Source organism: Streptomyces sp. ISL-10 (assembly GCF_018614575.1).
GTDB lineage: Bacteria > Actinomycetota > Actinomycetes > Streptomycetales > Streptomycetaceae > Streptomyces.
Genome location: NZ_JAGGOJ010000014.1, coordinates 33938 through 54978, shown reverse-complemented (window position 1 = coordinate 54978; position 21041 = coordinate 33938). Strand labels below are relative to the sequence as shown.

The 21041-nt window shown below is 71.3% G+C and carries 19 protein-coding genes; 7 read left to right on the top strand and 12 right to left on the bottom strand.

The genetic code is table 11. The annotated features are described in order from the left end of the window. Positions 1-71: 71 nt before the first annotated feature. Positions 72-1409 carry a peptidoglycan DD-metalloendopeptidase family protein gene (locus J7E88_RS18165; protein ID WP_251022815.1) on the top strand — a complete coding sequence of 446 codons (1338 nt, stop codon included), beginning with the start codon at positions 72-74 and terminating at the stop codon, positions 1407-1409. 27 nt (positions 1410-1436) lie between these two features. Here J7E88_RS18165 and J7E88_RS18160 read toward each other — a convergent pair whose 3' ends face one another. Further along, positions 1437-2297 (bottom strand): Cof-type HAD-IIB family hydrolase, encoded by an 861-nt coding sequence (locus tag J7E88_RS18160; RefSeq protein ID WP_215182299.1) that lies wholly within the window; start codon positions 2295-2297, stop codon positions 1437-1439. A 197-nt stretch (positions 2298-2494) separates the two neighbouring features. Between J7E88_RS18160 and J7E88_RS18155 the strand changes: the two genes are divergently transcribed. Further along, positions 2495-3394 (top strand): LLM class flavin-dependent oxidoreductase, encoded by a 900-nt coding sequence (locus J7E88_RS18155; RefSeq protein ID WP_215182297.1) that lies wholly within the window; start codon positions 2495-2497, stop codon positions 3392-3394. Between the two features lie 124 nt (positions 3395-3518). On the opposite strand, the gene J7E88_RS18150 is transcribed toward J7E88_RS18155, so the two are convergent. Next, a complete protein-coding gene (locus tag J7E88_RS18150) occupies positions 3519-4091 on the bottom strand; it encodes an RNA 2'-phosphotransferase (protein WP_215182295.1) in 573 nt (190 codons plus the stop codon). A gap of 1035 nt (positions 4092-5126) precedes the next feature. On the opposite strand from J7E88_RS18150, the gene J7E88_RS18145 reads away from it, so the two are divergent. The 4 genes from J7E88_RS18145 to J7E88_RS18130 all read left to right on the top strand — a co-directional run bounded on the left by J7E88_RS18145 (position 5127) and on the right by J7E88_RS18130 (position 8716). Further along, entirely contained in the window at positions 5127-6092 is a 966-nt protein-coding gene (locus tag J7E88_RS18145; protein ID WP_215182552.1) for an ABC transporter ATP-binding protein, read from the top strand. Next, positions 6089-6991: an ABC transporter permease subunit gene (locus tag J7E88_RS18140; RefSeq protein ID WP_215182293.1), complete on the top strand. Its 903-nt coding sequence runs from the start codon at positions 6089-6091 to the stop codon at positions 6989-6991. Before J7E88_RS18145 ends, J7E88_RS18140 begins: the two co-directional genes overlap by 4 nt. 76 nt (positions 6992-7067) lie before the next feature. Beyond that, positions 7068-7979, top strand: coding sequence for an ABC transporter ATP-binding protein (locus tag J7E88_RS18135; protein ID WP_215182291.1), 912 nt, complete (start codon positions 7068-7070; stop codon positions 7977-7979). A gap of 17 nt (positions 7980-7996) precedes the next feature. Next, positions 7997-8716: an ABC transporter permease gene (locus J7E88_RS18130; RefSeq protein WP_215182289.1), complete on the top strand. Its 720-nt coding sequence runs from the start codon at positions 7997-7999 to the stop codon at positions 8714-8716. Between the two features lie 475 nt (positions 8717-9191). Here J7E88_RS18130 and J7E88_RS18125 read toward each other — a convergent pair whose 3' ends face one another. From J7E88_RS18125 to J7E88_RS18085, 9 genes are all read right to left on the bottom strand, one after another. Then, a complete protein-coding gene (locus tag J7E88_RS18125; RefSeq protein WP_215182287.1) occupies positions 9192-10004 on the bottom strand; it encodes an HAD family hydrolase in 813 nt (270 codons plus the stop codon). Continuing rightward, entirely contained in the window at positions 10001-11278 is a 1278-nt protein-coding gene (serS, locus tag J7E88_RS18120) for a serine--tRNA ligase (protein WP_215182285.1), read from the bottom strand. Before serS ends, J7E88_RS18125 begins: the two co-directional genes overlap by 4 nt. Before the next feature lie 585 nt (positions 11279-11863). Next, entirely contained in the window at positions 11864-12805 is a 942-nt protein-coding gene (gene pheA / locus J7E88_RS18115; RefSeq protein ID WP_215182283.1) for a prephenate dehydratase, read from the bottom strand. Between the two features lie 100 nt (positions 12806-12905). Next, entirely contained in the window at positions 12906-14135 is a 1230-nt protein-coding gene (gene efeB / locus J7E88_RS18110) for an iron uptake transporter deferrochelatase/peroxidase subunit (RefSeq protein WP_215182281.1), read from the bottom strand. Between the two features lie 6 nt (positions 14136-14141). Further along, the gene (locus J7E88_RS18105) at positions 14142-16100 is read right to left on the bottom strand and encodes a copper resistance protein CopC (protein WP_215182550.1); all 1959 of its coding nucleotides are present in this window, start codon (positions 16098-16100) and stop codon (positions 14142-14144) included. Positions 16101-16122: 22 nt separating this feature from the next. Then, on the bottom strand, positions 16123-16569 hold the full coding sequence (locus J7E88_RS18100) for a copper chaperone PCu(A)C (protein WP_215182548.1): 447 nt from the start codon (positions 16567-16569) through the stop codon (positions 16123-16125). After that, complete coding sequence (locus J7E88_RS18095; protein WP_215182279.1) at positions 16569-17228, bottom strand: SCO family protein; 660 nt, start codon at positions 17226-17228, stop codon at positions 16569-16571. The genes J7E88_RS18100 and J7E88_RS18095 overlap by 1 nt, the downstream gene beginning before the upstream one ends. A 35-nt stretch (positions 17229-17263) precedes the next feature. Then, a complete protein-coding gene (locus J7E88_RS18090; RefSeq protein WP_215182277.1) occupies positions 17264-18007 on the bottom strand; it encodes a YcnI family protein in 744 nt (247 codons plus the stop codon). Positions 18008-18103: 96 nt separating this feature from the next. Then, complete coding sequence (locus tag J7E88_RS18085; protein ID WP_215182275.1) at positions 18104-18886, bottom strand: hypothetical protein; 783 nt, start codon at positions 18884-18886, stop codon at positions 18104-18106. A 203-nt stretch (positions 18887-19089) separates the two neighbouring features. Here J7E88_RS18085 and J7E88_RS18080 point away from each other — a divergent pair, with 203 nt between their 5' ends. Further along, positions 19090-19542: an ATP-binding protein gene (locus J7E88_RS18080; RefSeq protein ID WP_215182273.1), complete on the top strand. Its 453-nt coding sequence runs from the start codon at positions 19090-19092 to the stop codon at positions 19540-19542. Positions 19543-19570: 28 nt separating this feature from the next. On the opposite strand, the gene J7E88_RS18075 is transcribed toward J7E88_RS18080, so the two are convergent. After that, the gene (locus J7E88_RS18075) at positions 19571-21031 is read right to left on the bottom strand and encodes an aminopeptidase P family protein (RefSeq protein ID WP_215182271.1); all 1461 of its coding nucleotides are present in this window, start codon (positions 21029-21031) and stop codon (positions 19571-19573) included. Positions 21032-21041: the final 10 nt, after the last annotated feature.

Sequence of the window (21041 nt, the reverse complement as noted above, 5' to 3'; positions counted from 1 at the left end):
GCCAGGTGGCCGTACGACACCGCACCGATGCCCGGCTCGGCGGCGGAGCCGGGTAACGATGCGGAATGCGCTTGAGACACCGTGACCGGCTGTTGATCGTTCCGGTGGTGCTGTGCACGCTCCTCGGTGCGCCGGCATCCGCCGTGGCGTCCGAGGAGCCGGAGCCGCCGGCCATCCTGTCGGACGCGCCCGCCCCGTTTCCTGCGGCGGACGCGCCCTTCACGCCGTTCCCTGCGGCGGACCCGCCTTTCACGTTCCCTGCGGCGGACCCGTTCTTCACGCCGTTCCCCGCGGCCGACCCGCCCTTCACGCCGTTCCCCGCGGCGGAGCCGCCGCCCGGAGAGGCGCCCCCTGCGGTCGGGGCCGATGAGCCCGTGCCCCCTGCGGTCGGGGCCGATGAGCCCGCGCCCCCTGCCGGCGGGGCCGACGAGCCCGCCGCTCCCGCGGCAGGGGCCGACCAGCCCGAGCTGCCCACCGCCGTCGAGGTGGCGCGGCTCTACGCGGATGCGGCCAAGGCCACCGACGAGTACGAGCGGGGCAGGCGGGCGGCGGACGCCCAGCGGGTCACGGCCGAGCAGTTCCAGTCCAGGCTGAGCGAGCACAGGGCCCGGCTCGGCGCGATCCACGACTCCATCGGCGGCGTCGCGCGCGAGCAGTACCGCACCGGCGGTTCGCTCGCCAACACGGCTCGGCTGCTGCTCGCCGACAGCCCCGACACCCTGCTGCGCGGCTACCTCCTCGCGGCACAGGCGGAACGGGCGGTGAAGCGGCTGCTGGAGCAGGCGCGGCGGGCCGAGGGACAACTCGCGCGGGCCGAGGAGAAGGCGCGGGCGGCCTGGCGGAACCTCGCGGTGCGCAAGGAACGGCTCGCGGTGGTCAAGCGCGGTATCGAGACGAAGCTGGAGACCGCGCAGTGGAAGCTGCAGAGCGAGGCGGACAGCAGCGTGGCGGCGGGCAAGTGCGCGGGGGCCGTACGACTGGAGCAGCCCGCCGAACCGGCGGGGCCGGAGTGGGTCACGCCCGTCGAGCGCTACAGCCTGTCCGCCGGGTTCAACAGCACCGGTGAGCGTTGGGCGCGACGGCATACCGGACAGGACTTCGCCGTGGACATCGGCGCGCCGGTGCGTTCCGTCGGTGCGGGCCGGGTGGTCTCGGTGTCGTGCGGCGGCGGCTTCGGCATCGAGATCGTCGTCCAGCACCCCGGCGGCTACTACTCGCAGTACGCGCATCTCGCGGGCGTGAGCGTGGACCAGGGTGAGCAGGTGCGCACCGGGCAGTGGATCGGCCAGGCCGGCACGACGGGCAATTCGACCGGCCCGCACCTGCATTTCGAGGTGCGGCTCACGCCCTATCTGGGGTCGGGGGTCGATCCGGTGGCCTGGCTGCAGGAGCACGGCGTCCAGCTGTAGCCGGGCCGCCCGGTGCCCTCCGCCGGATCAGCCCGCCTGGAGGCGGCGGGTGAGGATCTCCTCGATGATCACCGCGACGCCGTCCTCGTTGTTGGCGACGGTCCGCCCGGAGGCGGCGGCGACGACGTCCGGATGGGCGTTGCCCATCGCGTACGAGGTGCCGGCCCAGGTCAGCATCTCCACGTCGTTGGGCATGTCCCCGAAGGCCACGACCTCGTCGGCGGAGATGCCGCGCTCCGCGCAGCACAGGGCGAGCGTGCTGGCCTTGCTCACTCCGAGGCCGCTGATCTCCAGCAGCGCGGTCGGGCTGGAACGGGTGACGGAGGCGAGGTCCGCGGTGATGGAGCGGGCGAGAGTCAGAAAGCCGTCGGGCGTGAGCTCGGAATGGTGCGCCAGCAGCTTGATCACGGGGGCGCCCTCCCCCGGCTGTGCCTCGTGGAGCAGCTTCTCGGCGGCGGCCACGGTCGCGCCCGGGTCGAGCTGGAAGGGCGGGTAGTCCGGCTCGTAGTGGATGCCGGTGGTCATTTCCACGGCGAACGACGTGCCGGGGGCCGCGGCCCGCAGCGCGGTCACGACCTGGAGAGCGTTCGCCCGAGGCAGGTCACGGACCTTGAGCAGCCGCCCACCGGCGTGCAGGTCCACCACGGCCGCGCCGTTGGCGCAGATCGCCAGGCCATGGCCGTGGACGTGGTCGCTCACGACGTCCATCCAGCGGGCCGGGCGGCCGGTGACGAAGAAGACCTCCACCCCGGCCTCCTCGGCGGCGGCGAGTGCGGCGATCGTCCGCTCGGAGACGGACTTGTCGTCCCGCAGCAGGGTGCCGTCGAGGTCCGTGGCGATCAGCCGGGGCGTGGCGGGCAGGTGGCGGGGATCGGTAGCTGAGGTCACTGGGACATTCTCCCGTACGTGTTGCACGGGCGTGCGAGAGGGCGCACATCTGAGTGCGGGCCGGCACGGTGGCCGGAAAGGAGGCGGTGCAGCGGCCGAATACGGTGCGGTACGGCGGCTCGTGCTGAGCGGCACGGCGGCCGGGGCTGAGCCGTACGTCGGTACGACTCCGCTCTGTGCCACGTACGCTCGACGGCATGCGTCTGAGTACCGTGATTCTTCCTGTCCGACCCTGGCATGACGGCGGCCGCGACCAGTGGCTGCGCGCCGAGCAGCTCGGTTTCCACGCCGCGTACACCTACGATCACCTGTCGTGGCGGACGTTCCGGGACGGGCCCTGGTACGGCGCCGTACCGACGCTGACAGCGGCCGCCGCCGCGACCGAGCGGCTGCGGCTGGGCACGCTCGTGACCTCGCCCAACTTCCGGCACCCGGTGACCCTGGCCAAGGAACTGATCTCGCTGGACGACATCTCCGGCGGGCGGATCACGCTCGGCATCGGCGCGGGCGGCATCGGCTTCGACGCCACCGCGCTCGGGCAGGAGCCATGGACCGCGCGGGAGCGGGCCGACCGGTTCGCCGAGTTCGTGCCACTGCTCGACAGGCTGCTGACCGAGGGGGCCGTCACGCACGAGGGGACCTTCTACTCGGCGGTCGAGGCCCGCAACATCCCCGGGTGCGTCCAGCGCCCGCGGCTGCCGTTCGCCATCGCGGCGACCGGGCCGCGCGGGCTGAAGCTGGCGGCCGGGTACGGGCAGGCCTGGGTGACGACCGGCGACCCGAAGGTGAACGAGACGGGCACGCCCGAGCAGTCGCGCGAGGCCATCCGAGGGCAGCTGGACAAGCTGTCCAAGGCCTGCGCCGACATCGGCCGGGACGAGGCGGACCTGGAGAAGATCCTGCTGACCGGGTTCACCCCCGACCGCGGGCGCCCGCTGGAGTCGCTGGACGCGTTCGTCGACTTCGCGGGGAGGCACTTCGCGCTCGGCTTCAGCGAGATCGTGGTCCACGCGCCGATCCCCGACTCGGACTTCGCCGCCGACCAGGCGGTCTTCGAGCAGATCGTCACGGAGGCGCCGGCGCAGCTCCGCCGCTGACGCGCGCCACAGGGGCCGGTGAGCGGGAGGTGGCCGGTGCTGAGGGGCTGCCGTCGCCGTGCCGCGGGTGTGGCCCGGGGCTGAGGCGCTGCCTGCCGTCCCCGCTCCGCGCGGGGGACGGCTGCTACGCCCCCGGGAAGCGGATGAACTCCGGGGGCACCGAGGCCGTCAGCCACACGCCGTTGGCGCTGACCCGGAAGACGTGGCCAGCGCGGTGCAGCGCGCCGGCGTGCACGGACAGCACCACGGGCCGCCCGCGGCGGGCGCCGACGCGGGTGGCGGTCTCCCGGTCGGGCGAGAGGTGGACGTCGTGGCGGGTCATCGGGCGCAGTCCCTCGGCGCGGATCGCGTCCAGGCTGCGGGAGACGGTCCCGTGGTAGAGGTACTCGGGCGGTTCGGCGGGCGGGAGGTCGAGGTCCACCGCCACGGTGTGGCCCTGGTTGGCGCGGATACGGGATCCGTCGATGGTGAACCGCTTCTTGTCGTTGACGGCCACGACACGGTCCAGCTCGGCTCGGCTGAAGCGGAAGCCGTGCGCCGCTGACGCACGCATCAGCTCGTCGATCGACACCCAGCCGTTCGCGTCGAGGGTGATGCCGATCCGGTCGGGCTGGTGCCGCAGATGCCTCGAGAGGTACTTCGACACCTTCACGGTGCGCCGGTCGTCCGGGGAGGCACCCGTTGGTCCTGCATTCATCTCTCCAGCGTGCCCCGCGGATGTCGCCCACGCCACTGAAAAAATTATGGACCCGGATGTTTGATCCACAACCAACTCGGCTTATCCACAGGCAATTTGACCACCCTGTGGACAACTCCTATGTCGTTCCCCCCATTTGATCAAACCGCTCGCTCTCCTTGTGGGTTGCCGCAATGGCATCCAACCTGTCGGCGTGCACTCCGCGTTCGGCGGCACCGGCGACGAATGCCGCACCCTTCTCCTCACCGACCAGCCTGCGGACACCGTCCGTTGTCCGCAGACAGCGGTACGAGGTGGATGCTCCTTTCCGGCAGGCGGGATGCGGCGGGCCGACAGGTGCCGAGGGAGTTGCCGTATGACGAACGCTCCTAGCAGTCCGGTCAGTTCGGCGTCGACTGTCCTGCTGTGCGAGCGGGCGCAGCCCCCGGCCCGGCGCGGCCGCTTGTGCCGCATCGGTGTCCGTGGGCCTCCTCCTTCCCGGATGACGGTGAAGGCATGCTCGGCCGTGAACTCCCATAAAACGGCGGCGATGTGCTCGGCCGGACCACGAAGCACCAGTGGGCGACCGGAGATTGCGGCCAGGTGAACACCCGCGGCGTGCAACTCGGCGGCAATCGCCAGCCCTTGCGACCTGAGCATCAGTAACGCGTCCCCGCACCCCGTGATCGGTACCGGCACACCGAGCTCCACGGCCTCGGCGCACATGTCCTCGCCCGCACGGCACCGGCATCGGTCCCTGACGGCGCCGGGAGCAACCGGCACCCGTCCCCGACGGCGCCGGCACCCACCTCTGGCGGCACCGGTATCGCCACCCGTCCCCGACGGCACCGGCGCCCACCTCTGGCGGCACCGGTATCGCCACCCGTCCCCGTCGGCACCGGCGCAGATCGCCACCCCCGAGCGCAGCTGTCCCCGACGGCAGGTCTTCCTCAGGTCGCATCGCCCCTACGGGTCCGTACCTCTCGAGTCTGATGCACATCGGGCCGCGAGGCTGACGCCGGGTGTGGCGGGCGCCACTACCGTCGAAGCGTGACTGTGATCGCGACCGAAAGCCTGAGCAAGCGGTTCCCCAGGGTGACCGCGCTTGACCGGCTCTCGTTGGACATCGGCCCCGGTGTGACCGGCCTGGTGGGCGCCAACGGAGCCGGCAAGTCCACGTTGATCAAGATCCTGCTGGGTCTGTCCCCCGCCACCGAGGGCCGGGCCGCCGTGCTCGGCCTCGATGTGGCCACGAGCGGAGCGCAGATCCGCGAGCGCGTCGGCTACATGCCCGAGCACGACTGCCTGCCGCCCGACGTCTCGGCCACCGAGTTCGTCGTGCACATGGCGCGCATGTCCGGCCTGCCGCCGACGGCCGCCCGCGAGCGCACCGCCGACACCCTGCGCCATGTCGGTCTGTACGAGGAGCGCTACCGCCCCATCGGCGGCTACTCGACCGGTATGAAGCAGCGCGTGAAGCTCGCGCAGGCCCTCGTCCACGATCCGCGGCTGGTCCTCCTCGACGAGCCGACCAACGGACTGGACCCGGTCGGACGCGACGAGATGCTCGGCCTGATCCGCCGGGTCCACACCGACTTCGGCATCTCGGTCCTCGTCACCTCCCACCTGCTCGGCGAACTGGAGCGCACCTGCGACCACGTCGTCGTCATCGACGGCGGCGCCCTGCTGCGCTCCAGCTCCACCAAGGACTTCACCCAGACCACGGCCACCCTCGCGGTGGAGGTCACCGACTCGGAGGCGCACCCGGACGGCACCGCCGCGCTCCGGAAGGCGCTCGCCGCGGCCGGTGTCGCACTGCAGGAGGGGACGGAGGAGGGCCTGCCCGGTGCGGGCCACATCCTGCTGCTGGAGACGGCCGGCGAGGAGACCTACGACATCGTCCGGGACACGGTCGCCGACCTCGGCCTCGGTCTCGTCCGGATGGAACAGCGCCGTCACCACATCGCGGAGGTCTTCCGCCCGGAGACGGCCGCACGGACCGAGGAGGTGCAGGCCCGGTGAGCACGCAGACCCCCGGAGCCGCGGAGACCACGCGGATCCACAACATCGGGTACCGCACCTACGACGGCCCCCGTCTCGGCCGTGCCTACGCGCGCCGCTCGCTCTACTCCCAGTCGCTGCGCGGCGCCTACGGTCTCGGCCGCTCGGCCAAGTCCAAGGTGCTGCCGATGATCCTGCTGGGCATCATGTGCGCCGTCGCGGCGATCATGGTGGCAGTGGCGATCTCGGTGCCCACGATGAAGGACCTGCCGGTGGAGTACACCCGGTACGCGATCATCATGCAGGCGCTGATCGCCCTGTTCCTGGCGGCGCAGGCACCGCAGTCCGTCTCGCGCGATCTGCGCTTCAAATCGGTCCCGCTGTACTTCTCGCGTCCGATCGAACGCGTCGACTACGTGCTCGCCAAGTTCGCGGCGATGGCCTCGGCACTCTTCGTCCTCACTGGCGCGCCGCTGGTCATCCTCTATCTGGGGGCGTTGCTGGCGAAGTTCGACTTCGCCGACCAGACGAAGGGCTTCGCGCAGGGCATGGTCTCCGTCGCTCTCCTCTCCGTCCTCTTCGGCGGCATCGGCCTGGTGCTCGCCGCCTTCACACCGCGCCGCGGCTTCGGCGTCGCCGCCGTGATCGCCACGCTCACCATCACGTACGGGGCCGTGTCCACGGTCCAGGCCATCGCCTGGGAGACCGGTTCGCCCGGGGCCGTCCAGTGGCTGGGCCTGTTCTCGCCGGTCACGCTCATCGATGGGGCGCAGACCGCATTCCTCGGTGCCACGTCCGCCTTCCCGGGCGGCCAGGGCCCGGGTGCGGGTGCCGGCGTCGTCTATCTCCTCGTCGTCCTCGCGCTCGTCACCGGCTCCTACGCCGTGCTGATGCGCCGCTACCGGAAGGTCGGCCTGTGACCGCCCACCCTCCCCCAGCTACCGCTGGGTGGTACCCCCAGCCCACCACCACCCTTCCAAGGAATGGGCTGCGCTCATGAGCACTCTTCACATCGAGCACGCGTCGCGCTGGTTCGGCAACGTGGTGGCCGTCAACGACGTCACCATGGAGATCGGTCCGGGTGTCACGGGTCTCCTCGGCCCCAACGGCGCGGGGAAGTCCACCCTCATCAACATGATGGGCGGCTTCCTCGCCCCCTCCACCGGTTCCGTCACGCTCGACGGCCGCCCGATCTGGCGCAATGAGGCGGTCTACCGGCAGATCGGCGTCGTTCCCGAACGGGAGGCGATGTACGACTTCCTCACCGGCCGCGAGTTCGTCGTCGCCAACGCCGAACTGCACGGGCTGGGCGATCGGGAGGCCGCACGCGCGCTCGCCACGGTCGAGATGGCGTACGCCCAGGACCGCAAGATCGCGACGTACAGCAAGGGGATGCGGCAGCGGGTGAAGATGGCCTCCGCGCTGGTCCACGACCCTTCCGTGCTCCTGCTCGACGAACCGTTCAACGGCATGGACCCGCGCCAGCGCATGCAGCTGATGGAGCTGCTGCGGCACATGGGCGCGGACGGCCGCACGGTGCTGTTCTCCTCGCACATCCTGGAGGAGGTCGAGCAACTGGCCTCCCACATCGAGGTGATCGTCGCCGGCCGGCACGCGGCGGGCGGCGACTTCCGCCGGATCCGCCGCCTGATGACGGACCGTCCGCACCGCTACCTCGTGCGCTCCAGCGACGACCGGGCGCTCGCCGCTGCCCTGATCGCCGACCCGTCCACCTCCGGCATCGAGGTCGACCTCGCCGAGGGGGCGCTGCGCATCCAGGCCGTCGACTTCGGCCGGTTCACCGAGCTGCTGCCGAAGGTCGCCCGCGAGCACTCCATCCGGCTTCTCACGGTCTCTCCGTCCGACGAGTCCCTCGAATCCGTCTTCTCCTACCTCGTAGCGGCCTGAAAGGAGCTGTGACGTCCATGTACAACCCCACAGTCGCCCGGCTCACCTATCGGGCCGTGCTCGGCAGGCGCCGCGCCGCCATCCTGTTCGTGCTGCCCGGTCTGCTGCTGCTGATCGCCGTCGCCGTACGGGCCTTCAACGGCGCGGACGACCAGGTGGCCGCCGATGTGCTGAGCGGGTTCGCCCTCGCCACGATGGTGCCGCTGATCGGAGTGATCGCGGGCACGGGCGCGATCGGGCCCGAGATCGACGACGGTTCGATCGTCTACCTGCTCGCCAAGCCGGTGAAGCGGCCCACGATCATCTTCACCAAGCTGATCGTGGCGATCGCTGTGACGATGGCCTTCTCGGCCGTGCCCACGTTCGTCGCCGGCTTCATCCTGAACGGCAACGGACAGCAGATCGCCATCGCCTGCACCGTCGCCGCGCTGGTCTCCTCCATCGCGTACAGCGCCCTGTTCCTGCTCCTCGGCACGGTCAGCCGGCACGCGGTCGTCATCGGCCTCGTCTACGCCCTGGTCTGGGAGACCCTGTTCGGCAGCCTGGTGCCAGGAGCGCGGACGCTCAGTGTCCAGCAGTGGTCGCTGTCGCTCGCCGAGAGGATCGGCGGCGAGGGCATGATCGGTTCGGACGTCGGTCTGCCCGCCGCGGTGGCGCTGCTGGTGGGGGTGACCGTGGCGGCGACGTGGTACGCGGGCCAGAAGCTGCGGGTCCTCAAGCTGGCCGGCGAGGAGTGAGCGGCAGGTAGACACCCCGGCGGTCGGGCCCTCACGGCGGTCGCGCCCTCACGGCGGTCGCGCCCCGACGGCGTGCGGGCCCCGGCCGATGCGGCCGGGGCCCGCACGCGCCCACCACCACACCGATATTCGGTGGCACCGAATCCCCGTGCAGGGCACAGTGATGGAGCCGGTACAGCACATCAGTGCGAGGAGCCGGTGCCACCGACCGGGAGAGGAGCGCGGCGAATGACCGGGAGTTCGAGCCTTGGTCCGTTGTGCTCCCGTCGGGGCGACGCCGGGCAGGCCACGGAGTAGTCATCACACTCCGTACGGCCGCCGGAGCGGCTGCCCAGGGGGCGGCCGCTTCGAGCGCGCATCCGCGCGGGCCGCCCCCCTCCCGGACACTCCCTGTCACCGAGCGGCCGACGCTGCGCCACGTCCCGGCGCGCATCCGATCCGCGCGTCCTGGGCCGTCAGCTGCCGAACAGGCCCGTCACCCGTGGAGCAGGTGCTCCAGGACCACCGCGATGCCGTCGTGCTCGTTCGACGCCGTGATCTCGTGGGCCACGGCCTTCAGTTCGTCGTGCGCGTTCGCCATCGCCACGCCGTGGGCGGCCCACCCGAACATCGGGATGTCGTTCGGCATGTCGCCGAACGCGATCGTGTCCGACGCCCGCAGACCCAGCCGCCGCGCGGCCAGCGACAGGCCGGTGGCCTTGCTCAGGCCCAGCGGCAGGATCTCGACGACTCCGGCGCCGGCCATCACCACGTCCACGAGGCTGCCGACCATCGTTCTCGCGATCGTGGCCAGTTCGTCGTCGTCCAGCGTCGGATGCTGGATGTAGACCTTGTTCAGCGGAGCGGCCCACAGATCGGCCGGGTCCTTCATCGGCACGTACGGCAGCGGGCCTTCCAGCACCCGGTAGCCCTCGCCGATCAGCACGTCGCCGTCGAGCCCGTCCCGGCTCGCCGCCAGCAGCAGCGGTCCGACCTCCGCCTCGATCTTGGAGAGCGCGAGCCCGGCCAGCTGCCGGTCCAGGGTGACCGACGTCAGCAGCCGGTGCTCTCCGGCGTGGTAGACCTGCGCCCCCTGCCCGCACACGGCCAGGCCGTGGTAGCCGAGGTCGTCCAGGATGTGCCGCGTCCACGGCACCGCGCGCCCGGTCACGATGATGTGCGCGGCACCCGCCGCGGTGGCCGCGGCGAGTGCGTCACGCGTGCGCTCCGAGACGGTGTCGTCGTCACGCAGCAGCGTGCCGTCGAGGTCCGTCGCGACGAGCTTGTACGGGAAGGGGGCGGGACTCACCTGGAGATCGGCTCCAGCACCTCGCGGCCGCCGAGGTAGGGACGCAGGACCTCGGGGACGTGGACCGAACCGTCGGCCAGCTGGTGGTTCTCGAGGATCGCCACAATCGTGCGCGGAACGGCGCACAGCGTGCCGTTCAGCGTCGCCAGCGGCTGCACCTTCTTGCCGTCGCGCATCCGGACGGACAGGCGGCGGGCCTGGAAGCCGTCGCAGTTCGACGCCGAGGTGAGCTCGCGGTATTTGCCCTGGGTCGGGATCCACGCCTCGCAGTCGTACTTGCGCGAGGCCGACGAGCCCAGGTCACCGGTGGCGACGTCGATCACCTGGAACGGCAGCTCCAGGGCGGTCAGCCACTGCTTCTCCCAGTCCAGCAGCCTCTTGTGCTCGGCCTCGGCATCCTCGGGGGCGACGTACGAGAACATCTCGACCTTGTCGAACTGGTGGACCCGGAAGATGCCGCGGGTGTCCTTGCCGTACGTGCCGGCCTCCCGGCGGAAGCAGGGCGAGAAGCCCGCGTACCGCAGCGGCAGCTTGTCGCCGTCGATGATCTCGTCCATGTGGTACGCGGCGAGCGGGACCTCGGAGGTGCCGACGAGGTAGTAGTCGTCCTTCTCCAGGTGGTACACGTTCTCCGCGGCCTGGCCGAGGAAGCCGGTGCCCTCCATGGCGCGCGGGCGGACCAGCGCGGGGGTGAGCATCGGGATGAAGCCGGCCTCGGTCGCCTGGGCGATAGCGGCGTTGACGAGGGCGAGCTCCAGAAGGGCGCCCACACCGGTCAGGTAGTAGAAGCGCGAGCCCGAGACCTTGGCACCGCGCTCGACGTCGATGGCGCCGAGCGCCTCGCCGAGCTCCAGGTGGTCCTTGGGCTCGAAGCCCTCGGCGGCGAAGTCGCGGATCGTGCCGTGCGTCTCCAGGACGACGAAGTCCTCCTCGCCGCCGACCGGAACATCCGGGTGGACGATGTTGCCGAGCTGGAGCAGGAGCCGCCTGGTCTCCTCGTCGGCGTCGTTCTGCGCGGCCTCGGCGGCCTTGACGTCGGCCTTGAGCTGTTCGGCCTTCTTCAGGAGCTCGGCGCGCTCCTCGGGAGAGGCCTTGGGGATGAGCTTGCCGAGCGACTTCTGCTCGGAGCGCAGCTCGTCGAAGCGGAGGCCCGAGGACCTTCGCCGCTCATCGGCGGAGAGGAGGGCGTCGACAAGGTCGACATCCTCTCCACGGGCGCGCTGGGAGGCGCGAACACGGTCGGGGTCCTCACGGAGCAGGCGAAGGTCAATCACCCCACCAGGCTACCGGTGCCGACTCGGGCCACCCCACCCGATATGACCTTGCGTGACACTTTGCCCGAATTGCCGGAATTAAGAAAGGCGGGGGCAATTCCGTGCCGCGCGCGTCAATTGTGTCAGTGCTTTACGCCGAAAAGGGGCAGCGCGACGGGAGGCGGCTTGACCGCGCCGCCCCGGCCCCGTCCGGATTCTGGACCGCTTGTCCACAGGGGAGCATGATCAATCCCGGTTATCCACAGGGTGTGCGAAGAGTCTGTGGACTATGCAATTGATCATTACGAAAGGCGTGGGGGCACCCGAGGATTCGCCACCCAAACCGCCCTGACGCACTCATTCGGGTGGGAATTCCTCGTTCCAAAGAGTTGATCAAGGGAATTGAGGTGACAGAGTCCGACGTGTCGTTCTGTGGAGGGAACTGGGGGCCCTGGGTTGATTTGTCGATGATGTGGCCTTGCGTTGTCGACTTGTCCCCAGGGCGAGAAGCGAACCTGTGGATAAGTTCTGTGGACAACGAAAATCTGCAGGTAGGACCGCGGCCCTAGCGCGGCTCCGCCCGGAAACGCCGCAGTGGACCCGGGCTCAGTCCTGGGCGCGGCCGTCCTGGCAGCGCGCCAGCCAGTCGGACGCGGCGGTGAACTCGGCGTCCGACGTCCCCGCACGCAGCGTCCGTACCTCTTCCGGCGCCACCCTCGCCCGGGGGTAGGAGCCGAGGAACCGCACCTGCTGGCAGATCCGCTTCAGGCCCATGAGCGCCTCGCCCACCCGGCGCTCCGAGACATGGCCCTCGGCGTCGACGGCGAAGCAGTAGTTCCCGATTCCCGCGCTCGTGGGACGAGACTGGAGCAGCATCAGGTTGACGCCACGCACGGCGAATTCCTGGAGCAGCTCCATCAGGGCGCCCGGATGGTCCTCGCGCTGCCAGATGACCACGGATGTCTTGTCCGCGCCGGTCGGGGCCGCGGGCCTGGCGGGCCGGCCCACCAGCACGAACCGCGTCTCGGCGTTCTGGGCGTCGTGGATCTCGGTGACCAGCGCTTCGAGCCCGTACGTCGCAGCCGCGAACTCGCCCGCGAAGGCGGCGTCGAACCGACCCTCCTGCACGAGCCGCGCCCCGTCCGCGTTCGACGCCGCCGACTCCCACACCGCGTCCGGCAGGTGGGCGCGCAGCCAGTTGCGCACCTGCGGCTGGGCCACCGGGTGGCCCGTCACCGTCTTGATCTCCGAGAGCTTCGTCCCCGGGCGCACCAGCAGCGCGAAGGCGATGGGCAGGACGACCTCGCGGTAGATCATCAGCGGCTCGCCCGACGCCAGTTCGTCGAGGGTGGCCGTGACACCGCCCTCCACGGAGTTCTCGATCGGCACGAGTGCCGCCGCGGCCTCACCGGCCCGTACGGCGTCGAGTGCGGCGGGTACCGAGACCATCGGGACGAGTTCCCTGGTCGCGGCTTCCGGGAGGGTGCGCAGGGCGGCCTCCGTGAAGGTGCCCTGGGGACCGAGGTACGTGTAGCGCGTGGCCGACATACCGTCACCCTAATGCGCCGCTGAGCACGGCGGGCCGGTCCGCCGTGCCGTCCCCGGTCCGGGCGGCCCGGGCGGGCCCCGCGACGGCCCGCCGCGCGGCTCAGCTCTCTAGCAGCCGCTGCCCCACGTACTCGCCCTTCGCCGGACCGCCCGGCACCGCGAACAGCCCACTCGCCTCGTGCCGGATGAATGCCGACAGCGCGTCGCCCCGGTCGAGCTTGCGCTGCACCGGCACGAAGCCGCGCAGCGGATCGGCCTGCCAGCAGACGAAGAGCAGTCCCGCGTCGGGCGTGCCGTCGGTGTCGATCCCGTCGTGGAAGGAGAAGGGCCGCCGCAGCATCGCGGCGCCGCCGTTCTGCTCGGGCGCGGAGATCCGCGCGTGCGCGTTCTCGGGGATCACGAGCCTGCCGTCAGGACCGGTCTCGTCGAGGGCGGGCTCGGTCGTCTCCGTGCCCCCCGTCAGCGGGGCGCCGTCGGATTTGCGGCGCCCGATGACCTGCTCCTGCTTCTTCAGCGGAAGCTTCTCCCAGTCGTCGAGCAGCATCCGGATGCGGCGCACGACGGCGTACGAACCGCCCGCCATCCAGGTGTGCTTCGTCGTCGGCGGCACGAAGACGCGCTGCTGGAAGTCCGGTTCGGACGGCTTCGGGTTGCCCGTGCCGTCGACCTGGCCCATCAGGTTGCGCGCGGTCATCGGTGCGGCGGTCGCGCCCGGGGAACGGTTGAAGCCGTTCATCTGCCAGCGCACGCGAGCCGCTTCGCCCGCCGCCTTCTGGAGCGCGCGCAGCGCGTGGAAGGCGACGAGCGCGTCGTCCGCGCCTACCTGCACCCACAAATCACCGTCGGAGCGCCGGGGATCGAGTTGGTCGGAGGAGAAGGCAGGCAATGGGTCCAGCTCGGCGGGGCGCTCGGCGACCAGAGACGTACGGTCGAAGAAGGTGCGGCCGAACCCGAAGGTGACGGTCAGCGACGACGGCCCGGCATCGAGCGCGATGCCCGTGTCACCGTCCGCTGCCGACCGCCCTGCCATCAGGTCCGCCGCCAGGGCCGACCAGCGCCGCATCAGCGCGGCCGCCTCCTTGCGCCCCGCGCCGGGCGCCAGGTCGAAGGCGACCAGATGCCCGTGGGCCTGCTGCGGATCGGTGATCCCCGCCTGATGCGTGCCGTGGAAGGCGATACCTGTGGCGCCGACCGCGGTCAGTGGCGTCGGGGCGTCGGAGGAGGCGGCGTACGCGGCCGCGCCGCCGGCGGTGCCGAGCATCAGCCCGGTCGCGCCCGCGGCGCCGGCGGTGCCGAGCAGCCGGCGTCTGGAGATCTCGTTGTTGCTCACTGGTGTTCAGCCGATCTCGATGTTCTTGTCGACGGTGGTCTGGTCGATGTCGGAGGTCCGCACGGTCACCTTGACCCGCCAGCTGCCCGGCATGGGGATCTGGACCGCACTCGCGCTCCAGTGTCCCGCCGCCACACGGTCGGGAGTGATCGGCAGCGGACCGATCTCCTTCGCCTCCAGCGTGAAGGACACCTTCAGCTCGGGGGCGTCCAGCGGCTTGCCGTCCGGCGTCTCAGTCCACACATGCATCTCGTTCGCACCGGGCCGCGCGGGGTCGAGGCTGAGCCGTACGGTGCCCTGGCCCTGCTCGCCGCCGGTGTCGAAGGGGACCTCGATCTCGGCGGGCCCGGTGGGCGCGGGAGCGGACGACTGCTCGCCGCCGCGCGCGGCCGCCTCCTGCGTGCGCCCCGGTTCGGTCGAGGTGAGCACGGTCGTCACGCCCAGCAGCACGACCGCGACGGCCGCCTCGGCCAGGACCGTACGGCGCAGTCCGGAGCGTTCCGCGTCGGAGTCCCTGGTGCGTCGGCGCTCGGCGGTGGCCACGGCGGCCTTCTGACGGGCGAGTTGAGCGGCGCGGACCGGGTCGGCCGGAGCTTCGCCGTCCGCTTCCCGGACGGACTCCGTGGCCGCCTGGTCCGCTTCTGCGGCAGCCTCCCTGACCTCCGACAGGCGCGCGGTCCAGCGCCGCGAGATCCATGCGACGGCGACCAGCACCGCCACGAGGCCGATCTTGAGCAGCAGCAGCCCGCCGTACCGCGTCCCGGTGAGCGCCGACCACGAGCCGACCTGCCGCCACGACTGGTAGAGCCCGGTCACGGCCAGCACGACCACGCTGAAGAACGCGGCCGTGGAGAACCGCTGCACGGCCGCGCGCTCCACGGCCGGCCCGCGGTACAGCGCGGTCAGCAGGGTGGCCAGGCCGCCGAGCCAGACCGCGACGGCCAGCAGGTGCAGGACGTCCACGGGCATGGCGAGCCCCGGCTGGAGGCCGGTGGAGGCGTGCTCCGACAGCGCCCACGTCGCGGCGATCCCGGCCGCGACGACGGTGCCGCCCATGGCGAGCCCGAAGGTGAGGTCCTTGCGTTTGTCCTCGTCCGCCTTCGACTCCTCGTCCTCAGGGGACGCGCCCTCGGGCAGACCGGCCGTGGGCAACGAGCGGGCGTACGCGCCGAACAGCACCGCGACGAAGAGCGCGGCGGCGCCGAGCAGCAGCAGCCGGGAGACGAGCGCGGCTCCGGTCTTGGTCTCCAGCACGTCCCCCAGCCGGCCGAGGTCGAGCACGTCCGCGAGTGCGCCCGACCCGGTGTAGGGGGACCGCAGCAGCAGCATCGCCAGGGTGGCCGCGGTGAGTGTCACCCAGCCGTGGGCGACCAGCCGCTGCACGGGCCGTACGGACGCACCGCGCCGCCAGCACAGGAGCACGAAGGCCGCGCCGCCGGTGAGCAGGACGAAGCCCGCGTACGAGGCGTAACGCGCGATCCCGTACAGCACGCCGACGGCTCCGCCGCCGGCCTCCTGGTCGGGCAGCGCGACCGTGGTCTTCGACGGTGTGCCGATGGAGAAGGTGAAGGCTCCGGCGACGGGGTGGCTGTCCGCCGAGACCGCCTGCCAGGCCACGGTGTACGTGCCGTTGGGCAGGCCCGCGTGCAGGGCGACGCCGTAGCGGACGCTGCCGCCGGAGCCCAGGTCGCGGACCTCGGCGGTGTCGGCGCGCTTTCCGCTGGGTTCGAGCACGCGGATCGAGTCGTCGCCCATGGCGATCTGCTCGGAGAAGGTGAGCGTGACCTCCTTGGGCGCGGTGGGCACCACCGCCCCGTCCTTCGGATCGCTCGCGAGCAGCGCGGCATGCGCCGCGGCCGGGCCCGCCGCGGCGAGCAGTGCGCCGATGAGCGTGCCGACGAGCACGGCCGCCGTGAGCAGCAGCCGCAGCCGGGACGGGCCGAAGCGCGGGGCGGTGGCTGTCATCATGCGATCAGTCCCTCACTGCTCAGTGCTTCTGCGGGCGGTAGGCGGTCTCCTTGACGGGGACCTCCACCGTGATCGGGTCCGACTTCTCGAAGTGCAGCTCGACCGCGACTGTGTCGCCCTGCTTCGGCCGCTGCTTCAGCGCCATGAACATGATGTGGCTGCCGCCGCGTTCGAGAGCGAGCGTGCCGTCGGCGGGAATGTCGAACGACGTCACCTGCCGCATCCTCTGGTTCCTCGACTCGTGGATGGTCACGTCGTCCGCGATGTCGCTGGTGACCGAGGTGAGCTTGTCCGCCGTGGCGCCGCTGTTCTCGACGGTGAGGAACCCGGCGGCCATGTCGTCGACGGGCTGCGGCATGAAGGCGCCGCTGACCGTCAACTCCGGGCCGTCGTCCGCCGAGCAGCCCGCGAGCGTCAGGCAGGCTCCCACGGCGACGGCGACGGCGAGCGGAGTACGCCGGCGGATCACGGGGTCTCCCCCTTGATCAACTTCGGCAGGTCCTTGGCCCAGTCGTCGGCCGTGGTGTCCTCGCCGTACAGGACGTATCCCTTGTCGGTCTTCGGCGAGAACGCGATGACCTGGGCGCCGTGCATGGAGACGACGGTGCCGTCCTTCTCCTTCTTCGGCGGGTCGATGCCGATGCCGATCGCGCGTGCGCCCGCCTGGATGGCGGGGAAGTCGCCGGTCAGCCCGATGAAGGACGGATCACCCGCGCTCGGCAGCCACTTGGCGAGTTCGGCGGAGGTGTCCCGCTCCGGGTCGGTGGTGACGAACACGACCTGGAGCTTGTCCTGATCGGCCTTGGGCAGCTGCTTCCTGGCGATGGCGATGTTGCTCATCGTCAGCGGGCAGACGTCGGGACAGTGGGTGTAGCCGAAGTAGATCAGCGTCGGCTTGCCCTTGGTCCGCTCCCGCAGGTCGAACCTCTCGCCGCGGGTGTCGGTCAGGACGAGGTCCGGCTTGGTCTTCGGCTCTTCGAGCACCGTCGCGGCCTCGGTCTTCTTCTGCGCCGAGATGTCGAAGTCGGGCTTTGCCGCCGCTTGTTCGTCAGCGGTTGCGCAGGCGGACAGGGAGAGCCCGGCGGCCACGACGAGGGCGGCCGCGAGCGGGGTCTTGTTACGCATGGTGTTCAGTTTCCAGACGTGGTGGATCGGGGGCTTCAGGAGCTGCGGCGGCGGCCGGCCAGGACCCCGAAGGCCACGCCCGCGACGCCGACGACGATGCCGACGACCCCCAGGACGCGGGCCGTGGAGTCACTGCCGTCGGAGGAGGAGGCCGCGGCCTCGGTGTGCGAGGCCGCCTTGTCGTGGCCGCCGTTCCTGCTGTCTTCGGCGGCGCCTGCCGCGCCCCCGCCGTGGTGGTCGTCGGCCGCGGCGGAGAGCTTCAGCACGGGAGCGGGGGACTCGGGCTCCTCGCCGCCTTCCTTCGGCTCCTCGATCCAGCGCACGACCTCCTTGTTGTCGTAGGTCTGGATCGCCTTGAAGACCATACGGTCGGTGTCCTCGGGCAGCCGGCCGAGGGAGAGGGGGAACTGCTGGAACTGGCCGGGGCCGATCTTCGAGCCGTCGGCGGTCCAGGTGACCTTGGAGACGGCCTCGGTGATCTGCTTGCCGTGCACCTCCAGCGGCTTGTCGAGCTCGGCCCTGGTGACCTCGACCTTCCAGCCGGGCACCGGCTGCGGCATCACGGACGCCAGCGGGTGCTCGGAGGGCATGGCGACCTCCACCTTGACGGTCGAGGCGTTGTCGCGCTCGTTGGGGACCTTGACGTTGACGGTGGCGTAGCCGCCCTTGGCGGCCTCGCCCTGCGGCTGCACGCCGACGTGCGCGAAGGCGGCGCCCGAGAGGGCGACGACGGATGTGGCGGCGGCGACGGCAGCGGCGGCAACGCGGTAGACGTTCATGCTGGCAAAGACTCCACGGTGAAGGAGAGACGAGGGTGCCCCGGCGCACCGGCGTGCGCGGACACGGCGGCTCCGCTCCCGTCGAGCGAGCCGCGACTAGGCGTTGAGCACCAATACGCGCGGTGGCCCGCGCCTGATCACCGTGTGCTGGAGAACCTCGCCGGCCGTCGGCGGAGGCGGCCCTGCCATGTGCGCCGCCGGGCGGGGCAGGTGCGCCGGCGTGCCGGGCAGACCGGCATGCAGGGCCCCTACGAGTACGACGGCCGCCCGCAGGGCGCGCAGCCGCGCCGTCTCGGCGACCTCATGCGCGGAGTCGGCGGACAGCAGCATCAGCCGCAGCAGTGCCGCGTCCCCGCGCCGCAGCAGCAGCCCGGTCGCGACACCGGCCAGCAGGTGGCCGAGCACCATGGCCGGCGAGGGCATCTCGGGGCCCGCCGTCGCCGCCGCGGCGACATGCGCGTGAGCGGTGTGCGCGGCCGGGTCGATGCCGGCCATGGTGAGGATGCGCCGCGCGTCGGTGGCGCTGAGCGAGGCGGCCCCCGCGCCGCAGATCAGCTTGGCGGCCGTCCTGATCAGCGCGTCGTCGGCGGTCTGTGCCAGGTGCAGCCGGCTCTGTCCGATGCCGAACAGCGAGTGCAGCCCGAGCTGTCCGGCGGTCAGTACGGCCGCGATGGACGGCAGCGAACGCTGCCGTCCCGTGAACGGCACGACCAGCGCGAAGATCCCGGCGCTCCCGAGCGCGAGCGTCCACAGCGGAACGCCCTCGCAGGCGGCCAGCACATGTCCGGTCCCGGACAGCACGACGCAGACCGCGGTGAACACCGCGGCCCTCAGCAGCCGCAGACCGGCTCCGGCGCGTGCGTGATGCGTGGACGACATGGCCGGGTCATCATCGCACTGCGCCGTTCGCGCCCGTACGGCAGGTCCGGAAGATCCCCTTTTCGGCCCGGGCTGCCGACATACACCGGGGAACGCGCCTCCGCATCCGCCGAACGAGGGCCGCCACAGCGACCGTGTGCTTACGGAGCGTGCTCACGGGCAATACGTATCGGTATGTCGAGCCGCGGCCAGGAGGCTGGAGCATGAGCATCTGGTGGTCCCTCCATCTGCGGCGTGAGGCTGCGAGCGTGCCGCTCGCCCGCCGGCTGCTGCTCGGCACGATGGAGACCGCGGGCGTCGACCCGGACATCTCCTACGACCTGTCGGTGGCCCTCACCGAGGCGTGTGCGAACGCCGTGGAGCATGGTGGCGGCGCGGACGCACACGGCGCGTCGGGGGGATACCGGGTGACGGCGTACCTGGACGGCGAGAAGTGCCGTATCGAGGTGGCGGATTCGGGGCCCGGCTTCGTCCCGCGGCGCGGCTCGCTGTGCGGGCACACCGCACCGTCGTCCGCGGAGAGCGGCCGGGGGCTCTGTCTGATCGAGCAGCTCGCCGACCACGTCCATGTCCGCAGCCGACCGGGGCGGGGCGCGGTGGTCAGCTTCGACAAGATCCTCAAATGGCGCGAGGGCGCGCTGCTCGGAGTCTCCTGAGCGGCGCGCCCTCGTCGTCGGTACCGGTTCAGCCCTGGCGCAGGGCGGCCATCCAGGCCTCGACCTCGTCGGCCTGGCGCGGCAGCGCGGCGGAGAGGTTCCGGTTTCCGTCCTCGGTGACGAGGATGTCGTCCTCGATGCGGACGCCGATGCCCCGGTACTCCTCGGGCACGGTCAGGTCGTCGGCCTGGAAGTACAGTCCGGGCTCGACGGTCAGGCACATGCCCGGCTCCAGCGTGCCGTCGACGTAGGTCTCGGTGCGGGCGGCGGCGCAGTCGTGGACGTCCATGCCGAGCATGTGGCCGGTGCCGTGGAGGGTCCAGCGGCGCTGGAGGCCGAGCTCGAGGACGCGCTCGACGGGGCCTTCGACGAGCCCCCATTCGACGAGCTTCTCGGCGAGGACGCGCTGGGCGGCGTCGTGGAAGTCGCGGTACTTGGCACCCGGCTTCACTGCTGCGATGCCGGCTTCCTGGGCCTCGTAGACCGCGTCGTAGATCTTGCGCTGGAGGACGGTGTATCGGCCGCTGATGGGCAGGGTGCGGGTGACGTCGGCGGTGTAGAGGGTGGTGGTCTCCACACCGGCGTCGAGAAGGAGCAGGTCGCCCGAGCGGACGGGGCCGTCGTTGCGGACCCAGTGGAGGGTGGTGGCGTGGGGACCGGCGGCGCAGATGGAGCCGTAGCCGACGTCGTTGCCCTCGACACGGGCGCGCAGGAAGAACGTGCCCTCGATGTAGCGCTCGCTGGTCGCCTCGGCCTTGTCCAGGACCTTGACGACGTCCTCGAAACCGCGGGTGGTCGCGTCGCACGCCTTCTGCAGCTCAGCGATCTCGAAGTCGTCCTTGACGACACGTGCCTCGGAGAGGTGGACGCGCAGTTCCTCGTCGCGCTCGGCGGTCACCTTGTCGGTGAGGGCGGCCTCGATGCCGGCGTCGTGACCGCGGACGACACGGACGGGACCGGTCGCCTCGCGCAGCTTCTCGGGCAGCTCGCGCACGTCCGCGGCGGGGATGCCGAGCAACTGCTCGGCCTCGGCCGGCGAGTGGCGGCGGCCGACCCACAGCTCGCCCTGTCCGGACAGCCAGAACTCACCGTTCTCCCGGTTGGAGCGCGGCAGCACGTACACGGTGGCGACGTGGCCGTCACCCCTGGGCTCGAGGACGAGGACGCCGTCCTCCGTCTGGTCGCCGGTCAGGTACGCGTACTCGGTGGAGGCGCGGAAGCTGTACTCGGTGTCGTTCGAGCGGGTCTTGAGGTTGCCCGCGGGGATCACCAGGCGCTCGCCGGGGAAGCGCGCCGAGAGCGCCGCACGGCGGGCGGCGGTCTGCGCGGCCTGCGCGATGGGCTCGAGATCGCGCAGCTCGGTGTCGGCCCAGCCGGTCGTCATGTTCTCGGCCAGCTCGTCGGACACACCCGGGTACAGGCCGTTCTTGCGCTGCTTGACCGGCTGCTCGTCCTCTTCCGGGGTCTCCGGGGTGAGTTCCTCCGCCACGTCTGCCTCC

Excerpts from the sequence above, each read along its gene's own strand:
- J7E88_RS18155 (WP_215182297.1), top strand. The coding sequence starts at position 2,495 with ATGCGTCTGAGTACCGTGATTCTTCCTGTCCGACCCTGGCATGACGGC.
- J7E88_RS18150 (WP_215182295.1), bottom strand. The coding sequence starts at position 4,091 with ATGAATGCAGGACCAACGGGTGCCTCCCCGGACGACCGGCGCACCGTG.
- J7E88_RS18135 (WP_215182291.1), top strand. The coding sequence starts at position 7,068 with ATGAGCACTCTTCACATCGAGCACGCGTCGCGCTGGTTCGGCAACGTG.
- J7E88_RS18130 (WP_215182289.1), top strand. The coding sequence starts at position 7,997 with ATGTACAACCCCACAGTCGCCCGGCTCACCTATCGGGCCGTGCTCGGC.
- pheA (WP_215182283.1), bottom strand. The coding sequence starts at position 12,805 with ATGTCGGCCACGCGCTACACGTACCTCGGTCCCCAGGGCACCTTCACG.
- J7E88_RS18105 (WP_215182550.1), bottom strand. The coding sequence starts at position 16,100 with ATGACAGCCACCGCCCCGCGCTTCGGCCCGTCCCGGCTGCGGCTGCTG.
- J7E88_RS18095 (WP_215182279.1), bottom strand. The coding sequence starts at position 17,228 with ATGCGTAACAAGACCCCGCTCGCGGCCGCCCTCGTCGTGGCCGCCGGG.
- J7E88_RS18090 (WP_215182277.1), bottom strand. The coding sequence starts at position 18,007 with ATGAACGTCTACCGCGTTGCCGCCGCTGCCGTCGCCGCCGCCACATCC.
- J7E88_RS18085 (WP_215182275.1), bottom strand. The coding sequence starts at position 18,886 with ATGTCGTCCACGCATCACGCACGCGCCGGAGCCGGTCTGCGGCTGCTG.
- J7E88_RS18080 (WP_215182273.1), top strand. The coding sequence starts at position 19,090 with ATGAGCATCTGGTGGTCCCTCCATCTGCGGCGTGAGGCTGCGAGCGTG.